Below are 25,408 nucleotides of genomic sequence, written 5' to 3' on the forward strand. Positions count from 1 at the left end.
GCGTCGACTCAGACCGGAAACCCCGTGTCGTGGCGGTACGTCGTCTTTTTCACCTACGTCACGCAACGGCGCGCGACAGGAGCCAGAGGACATGCAGACCAAGCTGGACGAAGCCAAGGCCGAGCTGCTCGCACGGGCCGCCAAGGTAGCTGACAACAGCCCAGGTGGTGGTGTCGGTGGCCCGGGGGGTTCCCCCCGGGTGCACGTCGCGGCCACCGGGGCCGACAACGGCGACGGGGCCGGGCAGGAGCGTCCGGGCCAGGACGCACTGCTCGCCTACCTCCAGCGCTACTACCTCCACACCGCTCCGGAGGACATCGGCGGCCGGGACCCGGTCGACGTCTTCGGCGCCGCCTCCTCGCACTACCGGCTGGCGGAGAACCGCCCGCAGGGCACGGCGAACGTCCGGGTGCACACCCCGACCGTCGAGGAGAACGGCTGGACGTGCACGCACACCGTCGTCGAGGTCGTCACGGACGACATGCCGTTCCTGGTCGACTCCGTCACCAATGAGCTGTCCCGCCAGGGGCGCGGCATCCACGTCGTGATCCACCCGCAGGTCATCGTCCGCCGCGATGTGGCCGGCAAGCTGATCGAGGTCCTCACCGACGGCGCCGGCGTCTCGACCGGTCCCCAGAACGGGCGCAAGAACGCCAAGGGGGCCAAGGACGCCAAGGCCGAGCTCCCGCACGACGCGCTCGTCGAGTCCTGGATCCACGTCGAGATCGACCGCGAGTCCGACCGCGCCGACCTCCAGCAGATCCAGTCCGACCTGCTGCGCGTGCTGTCCGACGTACGGGAGACCGTCGAGGACTGGGAGAAGATGCGGGACGCCGCGCTGCGCATCGCCGACGACCTGCCCGGCGAACCGCTCGACGACCTCGCCGACGACGAGGTGAACGAGGCCAGGGAACTGCTGCGCTGGCTCGCCGCCGACCACTTCACCTTCCTGGGCTACCGCGAGTACGAACTGAAGGACTCCGACGCGCTGGCCGCCGTACCCGGCACCGGCCTCGGCATCCTGCGCTCCGACCCGCACCACACGGAGAACGAGGCGCACCCGGTCAGCCCCTCCTTCGACCGGCTGCCCGCCGACGCCCGCGCCAAGGCCCGGGAGCACAAGCTCCTCATCCTGACCAAGGCGAACAGCCGGGCGACCGTGCACCGCCCCAGCTACCTCGACTACGTCGGCGTGAAGAAGTTCGACGCCGAGGGCAACGTCATCGGTGAGCGCCGCTTCCTCGGACTGTTCTCGTCCGCCGCCTACACCGAGTCCGTGCGCCGGGTGCCCGTCGTCCGCCGCAAGGTCGCGGAGGTGCTGGAGGGCGCCGGCTTCACGTACAACAGCCACGACGGCCGCGACCTGCTCCAGATCCTGGAGACGTACCCGCGCGACGAGCTGTTCCAGACGCCGCCCGACCAGCTGCGCTCCATCGTCACCTCGGTGCTCTACCTCCAGGAGCGGCGCCGGCTCCGGCTCTACCTGCGGCAGGACGAGTACGGGCGCTACTACTCCGCGATCGTCTACCTGCCGCGCGACCGCTACACCACCGGCGTACGCCTCCGGCTGATCGACATCCTCAAGGAGGAGCTGAACGGCACCAGCGTCGACTTCACCGCCTGGAACACCGAATCGATCCTCTCCAGGCTGCACTTCGTCGTCCGGGTCGCCCCCGGCAGCGAGCTGACCACCCTCACCGACGCCGAGGCCGACCGCATCGAGGCCCGGCTCGTCGAGGCCGCCCGCTCCTGGGCCGACGGGTTCCAGGAGGCGCTGAACGCCGAGTGCGGCGAGGAGCGCGCCGCCGAGCTGCTGCGCCAGTACGGGCACTCGTTCCCCGAGGGCTACAAGGCCGACCACTCGGCGCGTGCCGCCGTGGCCGACCTGGTCCACCTCGAAGCCCTCAAGGAGAACGAGCGGGACTTCGCCCTCAGCCTGTACGAGCCGGTCGGCTCCGCCCCGGGCGAGCGTCGCTTCAAGATCTACCGGACCGGCGAGCAGGTCTCCCTGTCCGCCGTCCTCCCGGCGCTCCAGCGCCTCGGCGTCGAGGTCGTCGACGAGCGCCCGTACGAGCTGCGCTGCGCGGACCGCACGCACGCCTGGATCTACGACTTCGGGCTGCGGATGCCGCAGGCCACCGGCAACGGCGGCTACCTGGCCGACGACGCCCGCGAGCGGTTCCAGGAGACCTTCGCCGCCGTGTGGACCGGCGAGGCCGAGAACGACGGCTTCAACGCGCTGGTGCTGAGCGCCGGTCTGAACTGGCGCCAGGCGATGGTGCTGCGCGCCTACGCGAAGTACCTGCGCCAGGCCGGATCGACCTTCAGCCAGGACTACATGGAGAGCACTCTCCAGAACAACGTCCACACCACCCGGCTGCTGGTCTCGCTCTTCGAGGCCCGGATGGCGCCGGAGCGCCAGAGCGCGGGCACCGAGCTGACCGACGGGCTCCTCGAAGAGCTCGACGGGGCCCTGGACCAGGTCGCCTCGCTCGACGAGGACCGGATCCTGCGGTCCTTCCTCACCGTCATCAAGGCCACCCTGCGCACCAACTTCTTCCAGCGCGCGGACAGCGGCAAGCCGCACAACTACGTGTCGATGAAGTTCGACCCGCAGTCCATCCCCGACCTCCCGGCCCCCCGCCCGGCGTTCGAGATCTGGGTCTACTCGCCCCGGGTCGAGGGCGTCCACCTGCGGTTCGGCAAGGTCGCCCGCGGTGGCCTGCGCTGGTCGGACCGGCGCGAGGACTTCCGTACGGAGATCCTCGGCCTGGTCAAGGCGCAGATGGTGAAGAACACCGTCATCGTGCCGGTCGGCGCCAAGGGCGGCTTCGTCGCCAAGCAGCTCCCCGACCCGGCCGTCGACCGCGACGCCTGGCTGGCCGAGGGCATCGCCTCGTACCGCACCTTCATCTCGGCGCTGCTAGACATCACCGACAACATGGTGGCCGGCGAGGTCGTGCACCCCAAGGGGGTCGTCCGGCACGACGAGGACGACACCTACCTCGTCGTCGCGGCCGACAAGGGCACCGCGAAGTTCTCCGACATCGCCAACGAGGTCGCCGTCGCCTACGGCTTCTGGCTGGGTGACGCGTTCGCCTCCGGCGGCTCGGCCGGCTACGACCACAAGGGCATGGGCATCACCGCCCGGGGCGCCTGGGTGTCCGTCGAGCGGCACTTCCGGGAGCTCGGCCACGACACCCGGACCGAGGACTTCACCGTCGTCGGCGTCGGTGACATGTCGGGTGACGTGTTCGGCAACGGGATGCTGCTCTCCGAGCACATCCGGCTCGTCGCGGCCTTCGACCACCGGCACATCTTCATCGACCCGAAGCCCGACGCCGCCGTCTCGTACGCCGAGCGGCGCCGTCTCTTCGACCTGCCGCGCAGCTCCTGGGCCGACTACAAGAAGGAGCTGATCTCCGCGGGCGGTGGCATCCACCCGCGCAGCGCCAAGTCGATCCCCGTCAACGCGCACATCCGCGAGGCGCTCGGCATCGAGCCGGGAGTCACCAAGATGACGCCCGCCGACCTGATGCAGGCGATCCTCAAGGCGCGCGTCGACCTGCTGTGGAACGGCGGCATCGGTACGTACATCAAGTCCTCCGCCGAGTCGAACGCGGACGTCGGTGACAAGGCCAACGACGCGATCCGCGTCAACGGCGAGGACCTGCGGGCCAGAGTCGTCGGTGAGGGCGGCAACCTCGGCGCCACCCAGCTCGGCCGGATCGAGTTCGCCCGTACCGGCGGCCGGATCAACACCGACGCGATCGACAACAGCGCCGGCGTCGACACCTCCGACCACGAGGTGAACATCAAGATCCTGCTCAACGGTCTGGTGCGGGACGGCGACATGACCGTCAAGCAGCGCAACAAGCTGCTGGCCGAGATGACCGAGGAGATCGGCCACCTGGTGCTGCGCAACAACTACGCGCAGAACACGGCGCTCGCCAACGCGGTCGCCCAGGCGCCCTCGCTGCTCCACGCCCACCAGCGCTTCATGCGCCGGCTGGGCCGCGACGGACATCTCGACCGGGCGCTGGAGTTCCTGCCCACCGACCGGCAGATCCGCGAGCTGCTGAGCGCCGGCAAGGGGCTCAGCCAGCCCGAGCTGGCCGTGCTGCTCGCCTACACGAAGATCACCGCGGCGCAGGAGCTCGTCGGAACCAGCCTGCCGGACGACGAGTACCTGCAGAAGCTGCTGCACGCCTACTTCCCCCGGCAGCTGCGCGAGCGGTTCCCCGAGGCGGTCGACGGGCACGCGCTGCGGCGCGAGATCATCACCACGGTGCTGGTCAACGACACGGTGAACAGCGGCGGCTCAACGTTCCTGCACCGCCTCCGGGAGGAGACCGGGGCCTCGATCGAGGAGATCGTGCGGGCGCAGGTCGCGGCCCGCGAGATCTTCGGGCTCGCCACGGTGTGGGACGCCGTGGAGGCGCTCGACAACCGGGTGGCCGCCGATGTGCAGACCCGGATCAGGCTGCACTCGCGGCGGCTCGTCGAGCGCGGTTCGCGCTGGCTGCTCGGCAACCGGCCGCAGCCGCTGGAGATCGCCGGGACGATCGACTTCTTCCGGGCCGGCGTCGAGCAGGTCTGGGCCGAGCTGCCCAAGATGCTGATGGGCGCCGACCAGGAGTGGTACCGGTCGATCCTGGACGAGCTCACGGAGGCGGGTGTCCCGGACGAGCTGGCGCAACGCGTCGCCGGATTCTCGTCCGCCTTCCCGGCGCTCGACATCGTGGCGATCGCGGACCGCACGGGGACGGACCCGCTGGCCGTCGCCGAGGTGTACTACGACCTCGCGGACCGGCTGTCCATCACCCAGCTGATGGACAGGATCATCGAGCTGCCGCGGGCCGACCGCTGGCAGTCGATGGCCCGTGCCTCCATCCGTGAGGACCTGTACGCCGCGCACGCGGCGCTCACCGGTGACGTGCTGAGCGTCGGTGAGGACTCCGCCACGCCGCAGGAGCGGTTCGAGGCGTGGGAGGAGAAGAACGCGGCGATCCTGACGCGGTCGCGCTCCACGCTGGAGGAGATCCAGGGGTCGGACGCGTTCGACCTGGCGAACCTCTCGGTGGCGATGCGGACGATGCGGACGCTGCTGCGTACGCACGTGTAGCGGTACGGAGATGAGGGCGAGGCGGCTGCCGGGTGCGGACCCGGTGGCCGCCTCGTCGTCGATCGCCGGACGGGCCTGAACGGGACCGGTTGGGGTGTGGGCGTTACTTTTTCTTGGTGAACTTCTCGTAGGCGGCGACCACTTCCTTCGCCGGGCCGTCCATCCGCAGCGTTCCCGCCTCCAGCCAGATCGCCCGGTCGCAGGTCTCGGTGATCGACTTGTTGTTGTGGCTCACCAGGAAGACCGTGCCCGCCTGCTGGCGCAGCTCGATGATCCGGTCCTTGCTGCGGCGCTGGAACTTCGCGTCGCCCGTGGACAGCGCCTCGTCGATCAGCAGGACGTCGTGGTTCTTGGCGGCGGCGATCGAGAAGCGCAGCCGGGCGCCCATGCCGGAGGAGTACGTGCGCATCGGCAGGGTGATGAAGTCGCCCTTCTCGTTGATGCCGGAGAACTCCACGATCTCCTCGTAGCGCTCGCGGATCTCGGCGCGGGTCATGCCCATCGCGAGTCCGCCGAGCACGACGTTGCGCTCGCCGGTCAGATCGCTCATGAGCGCGGCGTTCACCCCGAGCAGCGAGGGCTGGCCCTGGGTGTGGACGCGGCCCCTGGTGGCGGGCAGCAGCCCGGCGATGGCCTTCAGCAACGTCGACTTCCCCGAGCCGTTGGAGCCGATCAGGCCGATCGCCTCCCCCTTGTACGCGGCGAAGCTGACCCCCTTCACGGCGTGCACCTCGCGCACCCCGGGGGACTGCCGGCGCGAGGCGAGCCGGCTGAGGGCCGAGGTGGCGCTGCCCTTGCCGGTGCGGGCGCCGTTGACCTTGTACGTGATGTGGACGTCGTCGACGACGACCGTCGGTACTGCGGGCGAAGTGCTGTCAGCCACGTCCGTAACTCTCCTCTGCCTGCCAGAAGTAGATGAATCCGCCCACGCCGCAGACCAGCGCCCAGCCCGTGGCGATGAGCCACACGTGCGGGGGCAGCTGACCGCCGTCGAAGCTGTCGATGAGCGCGAACCGCATCAGGTCGATGAAGACGGCGGCCGGGTTGACCTCAAGGGCCAGCTTCACCGCGTGCGGGACCCGGTCGCCCTGGAGCATCGTGCCGATGCTCCACATGACGCCCGACGCGTACATCCAGGTGCGCAGGATGAACGGTGTCAGCTGGGCGATGTCCGGGGTGCGGGCGGCGAGCCGGGCCATGACCATCGACATGCCGGTGTTGAAGACGGCCTGGAGGGCGAGGGCCGGCAGCGCCAGCAGCCAGGAGGGCTGCGGGTACTGGCCGAACACCAGCAGGATCAGCACCAGCGCGCCCAGCGAGAAGACCAGCTGCTGGAGCTGTTGCAGGGCGAGGGCGACCGGCAGTGAGGCGCGCGGGAAGTGCAGGGCCCGGACGAGCCCGATGTTGCCGCTGATCGCGCGGGTGCCCGCGGTGATCGAGCTGCTGGTGAAGGTCCAGATGAAGACGCCCGTGACCAGGAAGGGCACGTAGTCGGGGACGCCGTGCTTCGTCTTCATCAGGACGCCGAAGATGAAGTAGTAGACCGTCGCGTTGAGCAGCGGGGTCATGATCTGCCAGATCTGGCCGAGCTTCGCCTGGCTGTACTGGGCGGTCAGCTTGGCGGTGGCGAACGCCGTGATGAAGTGCCGCCGCCCCCACAGCTCCCGTACGTACGCGGGAAGGGACGGCCGGGCGCCGCTCACGGTCAGCCCGTGCCGGGCCGCGAGGGCGGCGAGCTCTCCCGGCGCGTACACGGGAAGGGACGCGGCCGGCGGGGTGACCACCGGGGCCGCCTGGGTCACCGGCGCCGCCGGGGCTGTTGTCTGGCTCACCACGATCGCTTTCGTCGAGGGGCGGGAACACACGAGCGACGCAACGCAACCGTATCGTCGCAACGCCGAGGGTAGGACGCCGAGACGTCGCAACGCAACCGTTTCGTCGTAACGGACTATGATTCGGGCCATGACCACAGAGCCGGGAAGCCGCCGCCGTGCCCCCGCCGGAGCCGCCGTGCTGCGCGAGGACGTGACCGATGCGATCCGCAGCGCGGTCTTCGAGGAGCTGGCCGCGGTCGGGTTCGCCCGGATGTCCATCGAGGGCATCGCCCGGCGCGCGGGCGTCGGCAAGACCGCGGTCTACCGCCGCTGGAAGTCCAAGCTGCACCTGGTCCTGGACCTGGTCTCCGCCGTCGCGGTGCAGGGGATGCCCGCCCCGGCCACCGGCTCGCTGTACGGGGACGTGCGCGCCGTGCTCGAACTGGCCGCCTACGCCCTGCGCCACCCGCTCGCCTCCCAGGTCATCCCGGACCTGCTCGTCGAGGCGGCCCGCAACCCGGAGATCTCCGCCACCATCAAGGCCGCCCTGCTCGACCCCCAGCAGGGCATCGCCGCCGTCGTCGTACGGGACGCGGTGGCGCGCGGGGAACTGCCGGAGGACAGCGACCCCGACCGCGCCCTCGACCTGATCGTCGGCCCGCTCTACTGGCGCCTCGCGGTGGTCAGGGGCGAGCTGCCCGCCGGATACCTGGACGACCTGGCGACCTCTGCGGTGGCCGCGCTCACCCGCTGAGCGCGGGCCCGAGGGCGTTGTCCGCACACCGGGGCGACGTCTCGTACGGGCGTCCCAGCGCGTTTTTCGGGGGTCCCCGGCCATCCGCTAGTGTGGTTGGCGGGCCGCCCCACCGTGCCTACCGGAGCATGCGCAGAGCCTGCTCCAGGACCGTCCGGGCGAAGCCCCAGGCACGGCCGTCACCCCCCGAGCGGCTTTGCCCACGGGGCGAGCACGGGGCAGGCGTAGTCACTTGTTCGGGACCGTAACCGGTGACCCCCGACCGTATTCACGGTTGAGCCATACGGACAGCCAGGCCCCCCGATGAACGGACGTGCTCAACATGCCGCCACGGCTCAGTGTCGTTGTCCCCGTCTATAACGTGGAACTCTTCCTGACGGACTGCCTGCGGTCCCTCGCGGAGCAGACCATGGCCGACCTTGAGGTGGTGATGGTCGACGACGGGTCCACCGACGGCAGCGCGGCACTGGCCGCCGAGTTCGCCGCGCGGGACGACCGCTTCCGGCTGGTGAGCCAGCAGAACGGCGGGCTGGGGCACGCCCGTAACACCGGTGTCCGCAACTGCGACCCGGAGAGCCGCTACCTGGCCTTCGTCGACAGTGACGACATCATCCCGCCGAACGCGTACGAACTGCTCGTCGGGGCGCTGGAGGAGACCGGCTCCGACCTCGCGTCCGGCAACGTGCTGCGGCTGCGCGCCGGCGGCAAACTCCAGCAGTCGCCGATGTTCCGCAAGCCGATGGCGACGACGCGGATGCGCACCCACGTCTCCCGCGACCTGGAGCTCCTCGGGGACCGGATCGCCTGCAACAAGGTCTTCCGCCGCTCCTTCTGGGACAAGCACGAGTTCGCCTTCCCGGTCGGCGCGCTCTACGAGGACATCCCCGTCGTGCTGCCGGCCCACTTCCTGGCCGGCTCCGTCGACATCGTGAAGGACCCCGTCTACCACTGGCGGGACCGGCCGGGCTCGATCACCACCAGCAGGGCCGTCGTCCGGGGCGTCCGCGACCGGGTCGCGCACGTGCAGGGGGTCTCCACCTTCCTGGCGGAGAACCGCCCGGCCGCCGACAAGAACCACTACGAGGCACACGCCCTCGCCAACGACCTCTGGTACTTCATGGAGGTCCTCCCCGACGGCGACGCGGACTACCGCGAGGCCTTCCTGACGCACTGCAACGCGTTCATCGACCAGGTCGACCCGAAGGTCCTGGACGGACTCCCGCTGCGACTGCGCGTGATGTGGTACCTGGTGCGCGAGCACCGCATGGCAGAACTTCTCGCGCTGCTCACCTACGACAAGCGCGAGCCCGGTGCCTTCGCCGTACGCGGGGTACGCCGCCGGCAGGCCGCGTACCCCGTACTGAAGCAGCCGGTGCCGGCCCAGGTGCTGCGCGTGGCCGACCGCGACCTCCCGCTCGCCGCCCGGCTGCGGGACGCCCAGTGGCGCGACGGCAAGCTGCACCTCACGGGGTACGCCTACATCCGTAACCTGCCGGCGGGTTCGGGCCCCGGCGAGTTCCGGATCGGCTGGCTGCGGGCCGGCCGGCGCAACGTGGTGCCGCTGCGGCTGCGCAGGACCGAGGAGCCGGAGGCCACCGCCCGCTCCCGGCAGAGCCTGCACGACTACGAGCGCGCGGGCTTCGAGGCGGTCATCGACCCGGCGAAGCTCCGCATCGCCGCCGACGGCAAGCCCAGGCAGCGCAGCTGGAACCTGGAGATCGGCGTCGCCAGGAACGGTCTGCTGCGCCGCGCCTTCCCCTCCGTCCGCGAGGTCACCGTGGCACCGCCCGTCTACCGTCCGGACGGTGACCACCGCATCGCCCCGGCGTTCGACGGCGACAAGCTGGTCCTGCACACGGAGCGCGTCGACGCCCGGTTCGAGACCCACCGCGCGGGCGACACCGCCGGCACCGTCCTGGTGTCCGGCATGGTCCGCGACCGCCTCGCTGAGGGCGGGCTCCGGCTCGGCCTCACCCACAAGGCCACCGGCGCCGCCTGCGACTTCCCGGTCACGGTGGGCGAGGACACCGGGTCCTCGGCCGCCGGCTGGCGCCGCTTCACCGCCGAACTCCCGCTCGCGGCCGTCACGGAGGCCCGCCCGGCGGCGGACGACACGCCGAACAACCTCGGCTACAGCGTCCACCTCGTCGGCCCCAAGGATCAGCGGACACCGATCGACGTGCCCGGCCCGGTGCTGCCCGGCCGCTACCCGCTCGATGACGGCGAGAACGGCGCACGCCGCGAGCTCGCCCTCGTCACGAGCTCGCGCGGGAACCTGCTGATCAGCGACCGCACCGTACAGCCGCACGTCGAGCTGGCCGACTGGACCGACGACGGGCGGCTCCTCCTGGAGGGCACGTTCCCCGAGGACCGCGCACACCCCGTCGAGCTGGTGGTCCAGAACAGCGCTCACCGCGAGGAGGCGACCTTCCCGGTCGAGTTCTCCGGGGACGAGGACGCCCGGCACTTCCGTGCCGAACTGCGCCCCGACGCCGTCGAGGGACCCGGCGGCCCGCTCCCGCTGGCCGAGGGCAACTGGTACTTCTTCTTCCGCGAGAAGGGGGCGGCCGACGAGAGCGGCGACATCGCGCTGCGCATCCCCGCCTCCGCCTTCCGCACCCTGCCCGCCACCCGCGCCCTCACCGGCCGCGACTACACCATCGCCCGGCGCTTCGGCGACCAGCTGCTGGTGGTCTCCGCCCCGGTGCTCGCCGCCTCCGAGCGCGGCCCGCGCGCCAAGAAGCTGCTCAGCGACGCCTATGCCGCGCAGCGCACCGCGCCACTGCGCGAGGCCGCCCTGTACAGCACCTTCGACGGCCGTCAGTTCTCCGACTCGCCCCGGGCGGTCTACGAGGAACTCGTCTCCAGGGGAGCCGAGTTGGAGCACCTGTGGGTGGTGCGCGACCAGCAGGCCATCATCCCCGCGGGCGCCGTCGCCGTGGAGCACGGCTCGGCCGCCTGGCACGAGGCGCTGGCCCGCAGCCGGTACGTCGTCACCAACACGCAGCTGCCCGAGTGGTTCGAGCGCCGCGAGGACCAGACCGTCGTCCAGACCTGGCACGGCACCCCGCTCAAGCGGATCGGCCTGGAGCTCGCGGGCACGGTCCAGGCGAACGCCGCCTACATCGACACGCTCAAGCAGCGCGCCCGGCAGTGGAGCTTCCTGGTCTCCCCGAACACCTTCTCCACCCCTGTCCTGCGCCGCTCGTTCGGCTTCGAGGGCGAGGTCCTGGAGTGCGGCTATCCCCGTAACGACCTCTTCCACGCCGCCGACCGGACGAAGGTCGCGGCGGCGGTACGGGAGCGGCTCGGGATCCCCAAGGGCAAGCGGGTCGTGCTGTACGCGCCGACCTGGCGCGAGGACCAGCAGCTGGGCGGCGGACGCTACTCGCTGGGCCTCCAGCTCGACCTGGCCGCCGCCGAACGCGAACTGGGTGCGGACACCGTGCTGCTGGTGCGCCGTCACTACATGGTCACCGACCGGCTTCCGGACAGCGGCACCGGATTCGTCCGCGACGTCTCGCGCTACCCGGACGTCGGCGAGCTGATGCTGATCAGCGACGTGCTGGTCACCGACTACTCCTCGCTGATGTTCGACTTCGCCCAGACCGGCCGCCCGATGCTGTTCCACACCTACGACCTGGAGCATTACCGCGACACGCTGCGCGGATTCAGCTTCGAATTCGAGGAGCGTGCACCCGGCCCGCTGATCCCGGGCTCCGAAGAGCTGATCGAGGCCCTGCGCGACCCGGTCCGGGCCCTCGCGGGACACGCGGAAGCGTACGAGGCATTCAAGCGGGACTTCTGCGACCTCGACGACGGCCGTGCGACCGCCCGGGTGGTCGACCGGATGCTGTAGTCCGCGCGCCGCGCGAAACGCCGCCCCAGCGGGGGCACATGTGCCCGGCCGGTACCCGTACCGGCCGGGCACCTGCATGGGGTGAACCGCCGGGCGGTGCCGCGGCGTACGGACCGCGGCGTACGGACCGTGCGAACTGATTGACCCGTTCGGGTGATTCGGCGTTTCCGGTGTTTGCGCCGGCGCGCGGTGCATTCGAGCCGTGCGCCGGAATAGTGTGTTCATCGGTGCGTTGCATAGCGTCGCCGGGTTGCTACGTTCTGTTTTCATGGGTATCCGAATGCGGTGCGAATCCTGGGACGTGCGACGCGCAAGAGCCGTTGTGCTCATTGCCGCGGCCGTCGGCCTGCTGACTCGCATGGTCATCGCGGCGAATTCGCCGGGCCCGGCCGATGTGCGCATCTTCGCGGGATTCGCCAAGGCGGTCACCGTGTACGGCCCCATCCGGATCTACGAACACCCGCTGCCCGGACTCCCCGTCTACAACCACCCGCCCCTGGCCGGCTGGATGCTGCTCGGACTGAACGGTCTTTCCGAACTCGGAATGTCGTTCGCCACGCTCATCCGCTCACCCGCGGCCCTCGCTGACTTCTGCTGCGCGATTCTCGTGTTCGAGATCGTCCGGCGCCGGGCCGCCCGGACGACGACAGCGGTGCTGTGCGGTGTCGGAGTCGCCGTCAGCCCGGTACTGATCGCCACCTCCGGCTATCACGGCAACACCGACGCGGTCGCCATCGCGTTCGCGCTGGCCGCGGCCCATCTGCTGGCCGACCGGAAGTCACCGCTGGCCGCCGGGGCGGCCGCGGCGCTCTCGATCAGCGTCAAGTTCATCCCGGTGGTGGTGGTCCCGGCGCTGTTCGTCGCCGCGCTGCGCGGCGGCCGGCCGGTGCTGCTCCGCTTCGCCGCCGGATTCGGCGCACTGTTCGCGCTGGTCTGGGGGCCGGTCCTGGTGACCGTGCCGCTGCGGCTCAAGGAGAACGTCCTGGAGTACGCGGGCGGCACCTACCACCTCTGGGGGCTCGTCCGGTTCGCCGACGTCTTCGGGCTGCCGGATTCCGTCATCACCTTCATGCAGGGCGGCGGCCACTTCCTCTTCGTGCTGCTCTGCGTGGCCGCCGGGGTCTGGCTGGCGTGGCTGCGGCCCGCGCAGCTGCCCGGGGTCGTCGCCGTCACGCTGGGCCTGCTGCTGCTCCTGTCCACCGCCTCCGGCCTCCAGTACCTGACCTGGGCGGCCGCCGGAACGTTCGTTCTCGGGTTCTGGGAAGGGCTCGCGTACAACTGCGTGCTGGGGCTGACGGCCGTGCTCGGCTACAGCGGGCGCTCCGCGGTGCGCTGGAGCGAGCCGGTCCTGGAGCTGGGCGCCGCCGGCTGGATCGTCCTCGCGGCCGCCCTCGCCACCGGCGTCCGCCGCATCCTCGTCACCCGGCCGCACACACTCCCCGTCGCCTGCCCGCCGCTCGCCGGACCCCGTACGTCGCAGCGTTCCGGTACCGCCGTCAACTGACCGCGCACACCGGGGCCACACCCCCCCCACCGACCTGTTCCCTACCCCAGCAACGAGCACCGAGCGCAACTGGAGAACGCCCCGTGAAGGAAAGCCCGAGTCCCAGGATCGGCATCCTGGTGGTCGCGTACAACGCGGAGACAACGCTGGAGAAGACCCTCGACCGGATTCCGGAGGATTTCCGGTCCAGGGTCGACGAGATTCTCATTCTCGACGATGCCAGTCACGACGCGACCTTCACCGCAGGCTGCCGCTGGTCGCAGGCGGAGGGAATGCCGCGCACCGTGGTGATGCGGCACACCAAGAACCTCGGATACGGCGGAAACCAGAAAGCCGGATACGCACTGGCGGCCGCACACGGACTGGACATCATCGTGCTCCTGCACGGCGACGGACAGTACGCCCCGGAACTGCTCCCCGAAATGGTCGCACCCATCGAACGCGGCGAGTGCGAGGCCGTGTTCGGGTCCCGGATGATGAAGTCCGGGCACGCCCTCAAGGGCGGTATGCCGCTCTACAAATGGCTCGGCAACCGCATTCTCACCCGGCTGGAGAACGGCCTCCTCGGCTCGCGGCTGACCGAATTCCACTCCGGATACCGCGCCTACAGCGTCGAGGCCCTCAAGAAGCTGCCGGTCGACCGGAACACCGACGCCTTCGACTTCGACACCCAGATCATCGTCCAGCTGCTCGACGCGGGAATGCGGATCAAGGAGATCCCCGTGCCCACGTACTACGGCGACGAGATCTGCTACGTCAACGGCATGAAGTACGCCAAGGACGTCGTCAAGGACGTCCTCGAATACCGACTGGCGGTCAAGGGGTTCGGCACCTGCGCCTGGATCCCGAAGCCCGTCGAGTACGCCTTCAAGGAGGGCGACGGCTCCTCGCACGCGGTCATCCTGGAGAAGATGCGCGAGCTGCCGCCCGGCCGGGTCCTGGACCTCGGCTGCTCCGGCGGCCTGTTCGCACAGCGGCTGGAGGCACTCGGCCACGAGGTGACCGGGGTGGACTTCGTCGAGGTGCCCGGAGTGCGCGAGAAGTGCACGTACTTCCACCTCGCCAACCTGGAGGAGGGCCTGCCGCCCGAGGTCGGCACCGACTTCGACTACGTCGTCGCCGGAGACGTCATCGAGCACCTCTCCCGCCCGGAGCGGGTGCTCACCGAGGTCGCCACCGTGCTCCGGCCCGGCGGGCAGGTGCTGCTGTCCGTGCCGAACTTCAGCCACTGGTACTCACGGATGCGGGTCGCGGTCGGCGCCTTCGACTACGACCGCCGGGGCATCCTCGACGAAACGCATCTGCGCTTCTTCACCCGGGCCAGCCTGCGCCGCACGGTACGCGCCGCGGGCTACGACCTCCTGGACATCGCCTCGACGGGGGCGCCGTTCTGGTCACTGCTCGGGCGCGGCCCGCTCGCGGCGGTACTCGGCGGCCTTTCGAGGCTGCTGACCCGGATCCGGCCGACGCTGTTCGGCTATCAGCACGTCGCACTGCTCACCCCGCATGCGGCCGAGACGATCATCGCTGGAGAGCACGTCGATGTACAGGACATCCTCAACCGACAGTACGTCCCCGCCGACCGGGTCGGCGTCTGAGGCGACCATCCCCCCACCCACCGCAGCCCACGCGTCCGAGAACCCGGCCGCCGCCGTCAGGAGCAAGGTCTTGTCCCTTCCCAGTCTGATGCTGCTGCTGTTCGCCGTGTTCTCGTCGGCGGGCGGCCAGATCATGCTCAAACACGGGATGAAGGGCGCCGCGGCCGCCGCCGGGGAGCACGGCGGCTCCGTCGCCCTGCGGGCCGCCACCAGCCCCTGGGTGGTCGTCGGCCTGGTGGTCTTCGCGGTCTCCGCCCTCGCCTGGATGTCCACCCTGGCCAAGGTGCCGCTCTCCATCGCGTACCCGTTCAACGCGCTCGGCTACCTGCTGATCGTGGGGGCCGGGGCGACCGTGCTGCACGAGCGGACCTCGGTGTGGACCTGGGGCGGCTCCGCGCTCGTGGTCGTCGGCCTCGCCACGGTCATGGCGGGCCAGCAGCGCTGAGCACTGCGAAGGGCCCGCCACCGGAACGCTCCGGTGGCGGGCCCTTCGCAGTGCGGGGCGCGGCGGGTCAGGCCGTGCCGGGCGCGGGCTCCTCGCCCAGGATGACGCGGCGCACCACGCGCTCGGCGGCGCGGCCGTCGTCGTACGGGCAGAACCGCTCACGGAACGCCTTCAGCAGCGCCTCGTTCGCCGGGCTGTCCCAGCTGCCGTCGGTGAACGCCCGCGCCAGCTCGTCCGTGGTCGTCGCGACGGCGCCCGGGGTCTCGCCGGGCTTGCCGGACAGCAGGTCGAAGACGACACCGCGGACCGTGCGGTACGTCTCCCAGTCCGGGGCGTGCACCACGATCGGGCGGTTCAGGTGCGCGTAGTCGAACATCACGGAGGAGTAGTCCGTGATCAGCGCGTCGGCCGCGAGGCAGAGGTCCTCGATCCGGGGGTGCTCGCTGACGTCGATGATCTGCGGGTTCTCCGGGAGGCCGGCGCCGCCGTAGAAATAGTGCGCGCGCACCATCACCACGGTGTCCGGGCCGACGGCCGCGCAGAACCGCTCCAGGTCGAGACGGCTGTTGAAGCCGGCCTCGTAGTCGCGGTGGGTGGGCGCGTACAGCAGGGCGCGCTGGCCGGGGCGGATACCGAGGCCCTCCCGGATCGTGTCGATCTGCTCCCGCGTCGCCGTCGCGAAGACGTCGTTGCGCGGGTAGCCGGTCTCCAGCGAACGCGCGGCGCTCGGGTAGGCGCGGGACCACACCTCGGTGGAGTGCGGGTTGGCGGAGACGCTCCAGTCCCAGCGGTCGACCCGCTTGAGCAGCCGGTCGAAGTTGAGCCCCTGGGCGGCCGCCGGATAGTTCTGCTGGTCCATCCCCATGATCTTCAGCGGGGTGCCGTGGTGGGTCATCACATGGATCTGACCCGGGCGCTTGACCAGGTGGTCCGCGAAGTTGACGTTGTTGAAGAAGTACGTGGCGCGGGCCAGCACCGACCAGTAGCGGCGGGTGCCGGGCACCACGTAGTCGATGCCCTTCGGCAGCGAGTCCACCTGGTTCTTCGACACCACCCAGACCCCGTGCACATCGGGGGCCAGCTCCTGGGCCTTGCGGTAGATCGCCTCGGGGTTGCAGCTCACACCGCGGTTCCAGTAGGCCGCGTAGACGGCGAGCTTCGGGTCCAGCGGAAGCTTGCGCTGCGCCTTGTAGTAGCGCGCGGTGAACGACTTCTTCGCCTTGGCCCGTGCCGTGGTGGGCGCCGAGCGCAGGCTGCGACGGGTGGCCAGAGCCGTGTCCAGGGCGCCGAGCGCGGCGTACTTCCCGCCGCTCATCAGCTGCGGCCGGAGCCCCTTCGCGCCGCCCGGGAAGGTGAAGCCGTCGGGGCGGTGGGCGCTGTGGAAGGCGGCGACGGCGCTGACGTACTGCCTGCGGCGCTTGGTCACCGTCGGGTACGCGGAGAGCAGCTCCTGGACGCCGCGGTCGAAGAGCAGCGCGCGTACGGGGCTCAGGGCCGGGCGCGCCTCGACGGAGGTCATCAGCTCCCCGTACGCGTCGATCAGCTCCAGCGGCGTCGTGCCGGTCGTGGGCTCCGCCTCGTCCGCCAGGCCGGGCAGGTAGCGCTGCTGGCGGTGCTCGACGCAGGCGGTGCCCAGGGTGGCGACGGAGCCGGCGACGGCGAGCGTCAAAAGCGCGTACATGCGCTCACCGTGCGGGCCGGGGCCGAAGGCCAGGCTCTCGCGCTCGGCGACGGTGCGGCGGACCGCCCGGTTCCAGGAGACGGGCGCGATGTCCAGGAGGTCGTTGCGCTCGGCCAGGGTGTGCGGGCCCGCCGGCATGCCGCTCAGCAGCTCCAGCGACCGGGTCGTCCGGGTCTTGCCCCGGAACGGGCGCTTGCGGTGGCCGAAGACCAGCACATCGGGGTCGCCGGTGGCGTCCAGCCGGTCCACGATCTCCCGCAGCGCGTTCGGCAGGTAGATGTAGTGGCCCTCCAGGAACAGGAGGTAGTCCCCGGTGGCCTGCTCGGCACCGGCGTTGCGCCGGCCGTGGGCTCCCGCGCCCGCGGGCAGGTGGATGGCCCGGACCCGGCTGTCGAGCGCGGCGAACTCGTCCAGCACGAGCCCCGAGCCGTCCGGAGCGCCGTCTTCCACGCCGATCACCTCGATGTCCGTGAAGGACTGCGAGAGCACCGACTCCAGGCACTCGCGCAGACTTCCTCGGGCGCGGCGGACGGGGATGATGACACTCAGCCGGGGCATACAGACTCTTTCTCGGACTGTGCGTACTGGGGCGCAGACAGATTACTGCGGAGTGCCCAGCAGAACGGGCAGGGGACTGGCAACGGTGCGAAAGCGGGGGAGGGGAAGGGTGGGGCCCCGCTGGGGCGGCCGCAGTGGTCGGCGGCGCGACTGATAGGCCCCACTTATCATACTACGCACACCCTTAAGTGACCCTTGGGCGTCGCGGGGCGGGCGAGGCGTGGTATGGCCGGTCCGCCGACCCGGGGCGGAGGCGTCCCGGACACGCGTACGGGGCAGTCCATGGTGACTTATCGGACTGCCCCGCGTTAACGACGTGCACGGGCCGCCAGGGCGAGGTTCGCGCCCGGTGGCTACTTGACCGCGCCTGCCATGACGCCGGAGACGAACTGGCGCTGGAAGGCGAAGAACACGGCGAGCGGAATCACCATAGAGACGAAGGCGCCGGGCGCCAGCACATCGATGTTGTTGCCGAACTGCCGCACCTGCTGCTGGAGTGCGACCGTGATCGGCGGCGAGTCGGAGTCCGCGAAGATCAGGGCGACCAGCATGTCGTTCCACACCCAGAGGAACTGGAAGATTCCGAGCGAGGCGATCGCCGGACCGCCCAGCGGCATCACGACCCGGGTGAAGAGCCGGATCTCGCCCGCCCCGTCGAGCCGTGCCGCCTCCAGCAGTTCCCGCGGGATCTCCGCGAAGAAGTTGCGCAACAGGAAGATGGCGAACGGCAGTCCGAAGGCGGTGTGGAAGATGATCACGCCGAAGGTCGTCTCGAAGATGCCGACCGTGCCGAAGAGCTTGGAGACCGGGATCAGCGCCACCTGCACCGGGACCACCAACAGCCCCACCACGACCAGGAACCACCAGTCGCGGCCCGGGAACTCCATCCAGGCGAAGGCGTATCCGGCGAGCGAGCCGATCACGACGACCAGAACGGTCGACGGGACGGTGATCATCACCGTGCTGAGCAGCGAGTCGGTGATCGTCGAATTGTCCAGCAGTCGGGAGTAGTTGTCGAAGGTCAGTTCGGACGGGGTGGTGAAGATCTGCCACCAGCCGGTGGCCGCGATCTTGTCCGCACCGCGCAGCGAGGACAGGAACAGCCCGATGGTGGGCATCAGCCAGAACAGGGCCACCAGGATCAGGACGACCCGCATGACGCCGCCGCCGGCCCGTGCCGCGATCCGGGCGCCGAGCGACCGCCCGGCCTTCGCCGTGCCGGTGCCCGGGGCGTCGCCCGCCCCGGCGGGCGGGGCCGTGGCCGTGGGTGCCGTCATCGGCGCCCCTCCTTACGTATCCGCCTGATGTTGAAGAGCATCACCGGAACCACCAGCAGCAGCAGGAGTACGGCGATGGCGCTGCCGATCCCGAGGTCCGCGTCCGTGCCGAACGAGGACCGGTAGAGCTGGAGCGCCAGCACGTTCGCGTCGTCCTGCGAGGAGCCCGGCGCGATGATGAAGACCAGGTCGAAGACCTTCAGGACGTTGATCATCAGCGTCACCAGGACCACCGCGAGGACCGGGGCGAGCATCGGCACCGTGATCCGGCGGAACACCTGCCACTCGTTCGCCCCGTCGACCCGGGCCGCTTCGAGGAGTTCGCGCGGCAGGCCCGCCAGGCCGGCCGCGATCAGCACCATGGCGAAGCCCGCCCACATCCAGACGTAGCTGCCGATGATGCCGGGCGTCACGAGGCTCGGCCCGAGCCAGTCGACGCCGTTGTACGGCTCCCTGAAGTTGGAGGCGGGCAGCCGGAGTTCGGCGCCGTCCGCCGCCGCGGGCAGGGTGAACGTGCCGTCGGCGGCCGCGGTGGCCGAGGCGACCACCTCGCCGTCCTTGACGGCCTCGACCTCGATGCCCTTGAGGCCGAGCTCCGAGGGGTCGATGACGTTGGGCTTTCCGCCGCCGCCCTTGGTGAAGTCCAGCCAGGCGGTGCCGGTGATCCCGCCGTCGTCCGCCTTCGCGGGGGTCCGCGCGGGCTTCGCGTCGCCGGGCATCTTCGCGGGCGCCACCCCGACCAGGGGCAGCTGGACCGGTTCCCCGGCCCGGACCGGCGTCTTGGTCACGAAGGACCCGCCGTCGGCCGCCTTGAGCGGGTGGACGGGCAGTGGATGCGCCTTGGGGAAGCCGGTCGACCCGGAGAACGTGTCGTGCACGCCCACCGCGACGGCGTTGGCGATCCCGCGCTCCGGCGCCTGGTCGTACACCAGCCGGAAGATGATGCCCGCGGCGAGCATCGAGATCGCCATCGGCATGAAGACGATCAGCTTGAACGCGGTGCCCCAGCGGATCCGTTCGGTCAGCACGGCGAAGATCAGGCCGAGAACGGTGGAGACGGTCGGTGCGAGGACGACCCAGATCGCGTTGTTCTTGATCGCGGTACGGATGGTGTCGTCGGAGAACAGTGCCTTGTAGTTGTCGAGTCCGGCGAACCCGGTCCCCGCCTGGTCGAAGAACGACCGGTAGACGGAGTACACGATCGGGTAGACCACGAGCGCGCCGAGCAGGACCAGAGCGGGCAGCAGAAAGAGCGCCGCGATGACCCTCCGGGTACCGGTCACGCTCTTGCGGCTGGGGACCCGGCGGAGGGGCGGCTGCCCGTCCCCGGGCCTTCTGGGGGCGGGTACCGAGGTTCCGCCGCGGGATCCGGTGTCGGCGGAGGGCGCCTCGTCGGCGCCCCCCGCTGCGGCTGTCGTCATCCCGTCAGCTCTTGTATGCCTTGGCCGCGTCGGACTCCAGTTTGGCCTGGGTCCCCGCGATGTCCTTCGGGTTCTTGAGGAAGTCCTGGAGGCTCTTCCACTCACCCTTGCCGGGCGTCCCGCCGAACGACTGCGGGGCCTGGTCGGACATGTCGAAGCGGACGGCGTCACCGGCCGCGATCAGCGCCTTAGCGATCGTGCGCTGCACCTCGTTGGGGTAAGCGGCCACGTCCATGGCCTTGTTGGGCGAGATGAACCCGCCCTGCTCGGCCGCGATCTTCGCGGCGTCGGCGGAGGCCAGCCAGGTCAGCAGGGCCTGGGCGCCCTTGGTGTCCTTCAGCGCCACCGCGGCGTCCCCGCCGGTCACCACGGGCGACTCGGCGCCGACCGCGGGGAACGGGAACACCTTGGCGTCCGTACCGATCTTGGCCTTGGTCTGCTGGATGTTGACGCCGACGAAGTCGGCCTCGAAGACCATCGCGCCCTTGGGCTGGTCACCGCCGGTGAAGGTCTGGGTGACCGACGCCGGGAACTCCGTCTGGAGTGCGCCGTCGGCGCCGCCCGCGATCAGGGAGGGCTTGCCGAAGAGCTGCCCGAGGGTGGTCAGCGCGTCCTTGACGGACGGGTCCGTCCACTTGATCTTGTGCTGGGCCAGCTGGTCGTACTTCTCCGGGCCCGCCTGGGAGAGGTAGATGTTCTCGAACCAGTCGGTGAGCGTCCAGCCGTCCGCACCGGCGACCGAGACCGGGGTGACTCCCGAGGCGGACACCGTCTCCGCGGTGGCCAGGAAGTCCTTCCAGGTCTTCGCCTCCTTCGCCCCGGCGTTCTCGAACGCCTTGGCGTTGTACCAGATCAGCGACTTGTTGGCGGCCTTGAAGTACACCCCGTACTGGGTGCCGTCCACGGAGCCCAGGTCCTGCCAGACCTTGGAGTAGTTCTTGGTCAGCTGGGCCTTCGCCTCGGCTCCTGCGGGCTTCGCCCACTTCTTCGCGACGGCCTGCTGGATCGCGCCGACCTGCGGGATCATCGCGAGGTCCGGCGGCTGGCCGCCCGCGATCTTCGTACCGAGGAAGTTGACGATCGGGTCCTGCGCCGGGACGAAGGTGACCGTCGCCCCCGTGCGCTTCTCGAACTCCTTGAGGACCTTGACGAAGTTGGCCTGTTCCGGGCCGGTCCAGACCGCCGCGACGGAGATCTTCTCGCCGTCCAGTTTCGGCAGGACGACGCTCGACGCGCTGTCCTTGCCTCCTTCGGAGCCGCCCCCGTCGGCCTTGCCCTTTCCGCCGTCACCGTCGTCGCCGCAGCCGGTGAGGGCCAGTGCTCCGATGGCTGTGAAGACCATGGCGGCCCTGCGAATCCGAAGCGTTGTGCGCATCCCTGCCCCGTCTCTCCTGTGCGCGTGCACCGATCGGAACCGCCGGACTCCGACGGTTCCGGTCATTCTTCACGTGGTCGTGTGCGCACAGTCCTACGCCCGGCACCCGGGTGCCGCAATACCGGAATCGGGCCCAACTCAATGATCGTTGTGGGCTCGTGACGTCAAGTCAGTGACGGTATACGGAGATTGGGGACGATCGGCCGGTTCCTGCGGGCAGGTCCCCCTCAGGGGTGGGCGGGCGCGAGCGGTGCCAGCGGCTCGGCGTTGACCGAACGCGCCGCCCGCTCCAGCGCGCTGGCCAGCAGCGCCAGGTCGGTCGGCCCGTTGCCCAGTTCGCGCACCGGCCGGCGGGTCGGCGGGTCGCCCATCCGCTCCCACTCCAGCGGTACGACCGTGGGCCGCAGCGTCGCCGTACGCGGAATGCGGCCCGTGACCCGGCCGCCCTGGAACGGCGTCACCCGCCCGTCCGGATGTCCCAGCCGGCCCCGGCCCGGCGCCGGGCCGTCCGGCGAGGGCGGCACGACGGGCGGATCGAGCACGACCCGCAGCCGGGCCCCGTGCGCCAGGTCCGTGTCCTGCGTACGGTCCGGCCGCGCGGACGTCGCGACCAGGTGGACGCCGAGCCGGCCGCCCTCCCTGGCCACGGTCTCCAGCGCCCTGACGATCGAACCTGCGGCCGGCCGGCCCGGACTGCCGAGGGCGGGGGCGATCAGCGCGTCGAAGTCGTCCACCAGCACGACGAGCCTGGGCAGCGGTGACGGACCCGGCTCCGGTGGCCGGGCCATCGGCCGCAGTTGCAGGGTGCCGCTCATCTGGGAGTCCACGTCGCCGTGGACTCCGCCGGGCATGCCGGGCGACCGCTGGCCGGCCGTACGCCGTGCCGCGTCCGACCGGCTGTGCCACTCGGTGAAGTCGAGCCCGCCGAGCAGCTCGGCCCGCCGCTTCACCTCCGCGCCCAGCGCCTGCGCGAACTCCCGCATCCTGACCGGATCCGAAGCCACCAAGTGCGTGAACACGTGCGGGAGTTCGGTGCAGGGGTGCAGGCTCTCGCCGCGCTCGCCGCCGGCGCCGTCGACCAGTAGGATGCCGAGCCGGTCGGGGCGGGCGGCGGCCGCCAGCGAGGCGGCGACGGCCCTCAGCAGCTCGGTACGCCCGCTGCCGCCGGGCCCCTCGATGAGGAGGTGCGGCCCCTCGTCGGCGAGATCGACGCTCACCGGGCCCCGCGGACCGGCCCCGAGCACCACGACGGGCCGCCCGGCGAACGCGGCGCCCTCGTCGGAACGGGCCGCCGGGCGGGGACCGGTGTCCGTGGTGGCGATCCGGGGGGCGTCGCCCTGACGCGGCCCGCTGACCCGGCCGGAGGAGCGCCCGGAACCGGCGGACCGCAGGCTGTCGCTGTCCCGCACATCCGCTGACCCGTCCCAGCCGCGGGTGTCGGAGCCGCGCGTGTCGGAGCCGGGCAGGGTCCGCGAACTCTGCGCCCCCCGTGCCTCCGCGTCGTACCGCTGCTCGCCCACCCGTGGGTGCGGGGTGCGGCCGGATCCGGCCGAGTCGGTGCGGTCGGGGTACGGGGTGCGGCCGGAGGTGCTGGTGTCGTACGCGCCGGTGCGGTCGGGGTACGGGGTGCGGCCCGAGCCGGGGCCGTCCGGGCGGGCTGACTCGGAGCTCGTGCGCTGGGCGCCCACGCGGGGGGCCGGGGCGCGGGCGCCCGTCCAGCTGCCGGAGCCGCGCACCGTCGCGCCCGGCTGGTCCTCGGCGGTGGAGGCCCAGCGGGCCATCAGGGAGGCCGGGGTGGCGCGGGCCAGGCCCAGTTCGTCCAGGAGGCGGGCGGAGGGCGGGAGCGCCACTGCGGCGGGCCGGCCCGGCAGCCCCGACGGCCCCTCCGCGCGCAGCGGGGCCAGCGCCCGGCCGAATCGTTGCGCCCAGTGCGCGGAGACCGCGTCCACCGTGGCGACCGTGCCGTGGCCCGCCGCCCGGCCGCCCGCCGTGCGCAGCAGCCGCAGGGCCGTCGCCACGTCACCGCTGAGCATCGCCACGGCCCCGCACTCCCGGAACGCTATGGAGGCGTGGCACGCCGCTTCGTACGTCGCCGCGACCGGAGAGGTGGGGGTGGCGGCCGGGGTCTCGGCCAGGCAGATCAGGTGGATGCCCGCCGCCGCGCCCGCGGAGGCCAGCCGGGCGGTGCTCTCACGCAGTGCGGAGGAGCCGGGGTCGCCGTCCACGACCACCACGGTGAGCGGACCCTCGTAGTGCCGGGCGGCCTCGGCGACCGTCGCGCGGTCCAGGCTCGCCCAGCCGGGGCCCAGCGGCCCGTCGTCCAGCCGGCGCACCAGCTCCGTGGTCCGGGCGTCGGCCTGCTCACGGTCGTACGCGAGCAGCAGCCGGCAGTCCTGGCCGTGCATCGGGCGCAGATGCGGCAGCCAGCCGAGCCAGGACCACTCGCGCCTGCGCTCGTCCAGCCCGCGGGCCCGGTCCGTGCTGATCAGCACGATCTCCAGATCGGCGGGGGAGTGCAGGGCGGCGAGCTGCGCCACGGCAGAGCGGGCGAGCCCGGACAGCCGGTCCCGCGGTCCGGCGAGCCCCAGTGAGCCCGCCTCCCGCAGCCCCACGGTCACCGGCACGGCCGGCAGCTCGGCCCGCTCTGTGGTGCCCAGCCGGACCACCAGCGCCTCCGGATGCGCGGTGTCGCGCTCCCACAGCCGGGGGCCGGGGCCGAGGGCGGTCAGCAGCACGGAGGCCGGATCGGGCCAGGTGCCCTCCGGAGCGGTGGGCAGTGCGGTGAAGGTGGCGGGGACCGGGACCGGTGCGGGCGTCTCGTCGGGCGCGCTCTCGTGCACCGGATCGCCCTTGCCGCCCGCGAGCCGGCGGGCCCAGGAGCCTATGCCGCGCCGGGGGGTCTCCGCGTCCGGGTGGCGGCCCGGGAGCCCGGAGCCGGGCCGGGGCCGCGCCTGGGACCGTCCGCGCCCGTCGTCGTCCGCGCTGTGCTCGTGGCCGGGCCCGTGGTCCTGCCCGTGGCTGTGCCCGTGCAGGTGTCCGTGCGGGTGTCCGTGTTCGTGTCCGTGGAAGGCGGCTTCCTCGTCGGAACCGGTCCCGGGGCGCGCGGCCGCGCTGTACGTGTGGGCGGAGCCGTCCCCGTGACCGGGGCCGGGCTCTGCCGGGGCGCCGGCCACCCGCAGATGTCCCTCGCCGTCCGGTGTCGTCGCCAGCGTCGGCGTACGCGCCCCCGAGGTCAGCCGGAGCGTCGACTCGCCCAGCCGCAGCAGCGCACCGGGCTGCAGCAGGACCGGCCGGTCGCGGACCTCCGCGCCGTCCAGCGAGGTGCCGTTGGTGGAGCCCAGGTCGGCCACCGAGACCCGGCCGTCGTCGGAGACGGTCACCGCGCAGTGCAGCCGCGAGACGTCCGGGTCGTCGAGCGGCACATCGGCCTCTGCCGAGCGCCCGATCCGGATCTGCCCGCCGTGCAGCAGGTGGACCCCGCCCGCGTCCGGTCCGGCGACCACGTGCAGCCGCGCCGGAACCGTCTCGTCCGTCGACTCGTCCTCGCCCGGGACCTGGAGCGAGAGCACCGCCCCGTCGACCAGGGGCGGCTCACCGAGGGCGCTGCGGTGCGCGTCGAGCCGCTCCCGTCCGGCGAACAGCACCACCGCTCCGCTGCCGAGGGAGCCGTCGGGCCCGGAGACGGCCGCGGCCAGGCCGGACGCCACGGTGGCCAGCGCCGTCCCCACGGGGGCGGTGACCAGCACATCGCAGGCGCGCGCCGGGGTCTGGCCGCTGCGCGGCGCGAGGACGGTCAGCCGGATCTGCATCGCCGTCAGCGGTCCCTTCTGCGCGGGGTGCCCGGCAGGGGAAACGCCCTGTGATTCCCCCCACCCGGCACGGACGCGTCGTCCGGTACAGGTTCGTCACGTACCGCGGGGTTCCCGCCCCCACAGTTCCGTGCTGGAGGCATCCTCGCACCTGCCACTGACAACACGCCCGGGGGTCACCGCTAAGT

The 25,408-nt window shown here is 71.3% G+C and carries 13 protein-coding genes; 6 read left to right on the top strand and 7 right to left on the bottom strand.

The annotated features are described in order from the left end of the window. The first annotated feature begins 91 nt into the window (after nucleotides 1–91). Nucleotides 92–5,125, top strand: coding sequence for an NAD-glutamate dehydrogenase (locus RLT59_RS24485; protein WP_311305389.1), 5,034 nt, complete (start codon nucleotides 92–94; stop codon nucleotides 5,123–5,125). A gap of 103 nt (nucleotides 5,126–5,228) precedes the next feature. Here RLT59_RS24485 and RLT59_RS24490 read toward each other — a convergent pair whose 3' ends face one another. Continuing rightward, on the bottom strand, nucleotides 5,229–6,008 hold the full coding sequence (locus RLT59_RS24490; protein WP_311305390.1) for an ABC transporter ATP-binding protein: 780 nt from the start codon (nucleotides 6,006–6,008) through the stop codon (nucleotides 5,229–5,231). Then, nucleotides 6,001–6,957, bottom strand: a complete 957-nt coding sequence (locus RLT59_RS24495; protein ID WP_399126011.1) for an ABC transporter permease — start codon at nucleotides 6,955–6,957, stop codon at nucleotides 6,001–6,003. Before RLT59_RS24495 ends, RLT59_RS24490 begins: the two co-directional genes overlap by 8 nt. Before the next feature lie 118 nt (nucleotides 6,958–7,075). On the opposite strand from RLT59_RS24495, the gene RLT59_RS24500 reads away from it, so the two are divergent. The 5 genes from RLT59_RS24500 (at nucleotide 7,076) to RLT59_RS24520 (ending at nucleotide 15,099) form a co-directional block, all read left to right on the top strand. Continuing rightward, a complete protein-coding gene (locus tag RLT59_RS24500; RefSeq protein WP_311305391.1) occupies nucleotides 7,076–7,693 on the top strand; it encodes a TetR/AcrR family transcriptional regulator in 618 nt (205 codons plus the stop codon). A gap of 322 nt (nucleotides 7,694–8,015) precedes the next feature. Beyond that, nucleotides 8,016–11,552: a bifunctional glycosyltransferase/CDP-glycerol:glycerophosphate glycerophosphotransferase gene (locus RLT59_RS24505; protein ID WP_311305392.1), complete on the top strand. Its 3,537-nt coding sequence runs from the start codon at nucleotides 8,016–8,018 to the stop codon at nucleotides 11,550–11,552. Nucleotides 11,553–11,874: 322 nt separating this feature from the next. Beyond that, entirely contained in the window at nucleotides 11,875–13,056 is a 1,182-nt protein-coding gene (locus RLT59_RS24510; protein WP_311305393.1) for a hypothetical protein, read from the top strand. Between the two features lie 83 nt (nucleotides 13,057–13,139). Further along, a complete protein-coding gene (locus RLT59_RS24515; RefSeq protein WP_311305394.1) occupies nucleotides 13,140–14,654 on the top strand; it encodes a methyltransferase domain-containing protein in 1,515 nt (504 codons plus the stop codon). Between the two features lie 70 nt (nucleotides 14,655–14,724). Beyond that, nucleotides 14,725–15,099: a DMT family transporter gene (locus RLT59_RS24520; RefSeq protein ID WP_311305395.1), complete on the top strand. Its 375-nt coding sequence runs from the start codon at nucleotides 14,725–14,727 to the stop codon at nucleotides 15,097–15,099. A 67-nt stretch (nucleotides 15,100–15,166) separates the two neighbouring features. Here RLT59_RS24520 and RLT59_RS24525 read toward each other — a convergent pair whose 3' ends face one another. From RLT59_RS24525 to RLT59_RS24545, 5 genes are all read right to left on the bottom strand, one after another. After that, nucleotides 15,167–17,338, bottom strand: a complete 2,172-nt coding sequence (locus RLT59_RS24525; RefSeq protein ID WP_311305396.1) for a bifunctional glycosyltransferase/CDP-glycerol:glycerophosphate glycerophosphotransferase — start codon at nucleotides 17,336–17,338, stop codon at nucleotides 15,167–15,169. 353 nt (nucleotides 17,339–17,691) lie between these two features. Beyond that, nucleotides 17,692–18,615: a carbohydrate ABC transporter permease gene (locus RLT59_RS24530; RefSeq protein ID WP_311305397.1), complete on the bottom strand. Its 924-nt coding sequence runs from the start codon at nucleotides 18,613–18,615 to the stop codon at nucleotides 17,692–17,694. Continuing rightward, nucleotides 18,612–20,036 carry a carbohydrate ABC transporter permease gene (locus tag RLT59_RS24535; RefSeq protein WP_311305398.1) on the bottom strand — a complete coding sequence of 475 codons (1,425 nt, stop codon included), beginning with the start codon at nucleotides 20,034–20,036 and terminating at the stop codon, nucleotides 18,612–18,614. Before RLT59_RS24535 ends, RLT59_RS24530 begins: the two co-directional genes overlap by 4 nt. A 4-nt stretch (nucleotides 20,037–20,040) precedes the next feature. After that, nucleotides 20,041–21,411: an ABC transporter substrate-binding protein gene (locus RLT59_RS24540; RefSeq protein WP_311305399.1), complete on the bottom strand. Its 1,371-nt coding sequence runs from the start codon at nucleotides 21,409–21,411 to the stop codon at nucleotides 20,041–20,043. Between the two features lie 227 nt (nucleotides 21,412–21,638). After that, on the bottom strand, nucleotides 21,639–25,220 hold the full coding sequence (locus tag RLT59_RS24545; protein ID WP_311305400.1) for an FtsK/SpoIIIE domain-containing protein: 3,582 nt from the start codon (nucleotides 25,218–25,220) through the stop codon (nucleotides 21,639–21,641). Nucleotides 25,221–25,408 lie beyond the last annotated feature (188 nt).

Origin of the sequence: Streptomyces sp. ITFR-6 (assembly GCF_031844725.1) — a bacterium.
GTDB lineage: Bacteria > Actinomycetota > Actinomycetes > Streptomycetales > Streptomycetaceae > Streptomyces.

Coding starts and splice junctions, on each gene's coding strand:
- RLT59_RS24505 (WP_311305392.1), top strand. CDS start 8,016: ATGCCGCCACGGCTCAGTGTCGTTGTCCCCGTCTATAACGTGGAACTC.
- RLT59_RS24500 (WP_311305391.1), top strand. CDS start 7,076: ATGATTCGGGCCATGACCACAGAGCCGGGAAGCCGCCGCCGTGCCCCC.
- RLT59_RS24485 (WP_311305389.1), top strand. CDS start 92: ATGCAGACCAAGCTGGACGAAGCCAAGGCCGAGCTGCTCGCACGGGCC.
- RLT59_RS24535 (WP_311305398.1), bottom strand. CDS start 20,036: ATGACGACAGCCGCAGCGGGGGGCGCCGACGAGGCGCCCTCCGCCGAC.
- RLT59_RS24525 (WP_311305396.1), bottom strand. CDS start 17,338: ATGCCCCGGCTGAGTGTCATCATCCCCGTCCGCCGCGCCCGAGGAAGT.
- RLT59_RS24540 (WP_311305399.1), bottom strand. CDS start 21,411: ATGCGCACAACGCTTCGGATTCGCAGGGCCGCCATGGTCTTCACAGCC.
- RLT59_RS24545 (WP_311305400.1), bottom strand. CDS start 25,220: ATGCAGATCCGGCTGACCGTCCTCGCGCCGCGCAGCGGCCAGACCCCG.
- RLT59_RS24530 (WP_311305397.1), bottom strand. CDS start 18,615: ATGACGGCACCCACGGCCACGGCCCCGCCCGCCGGGGCGGGCGACGCC.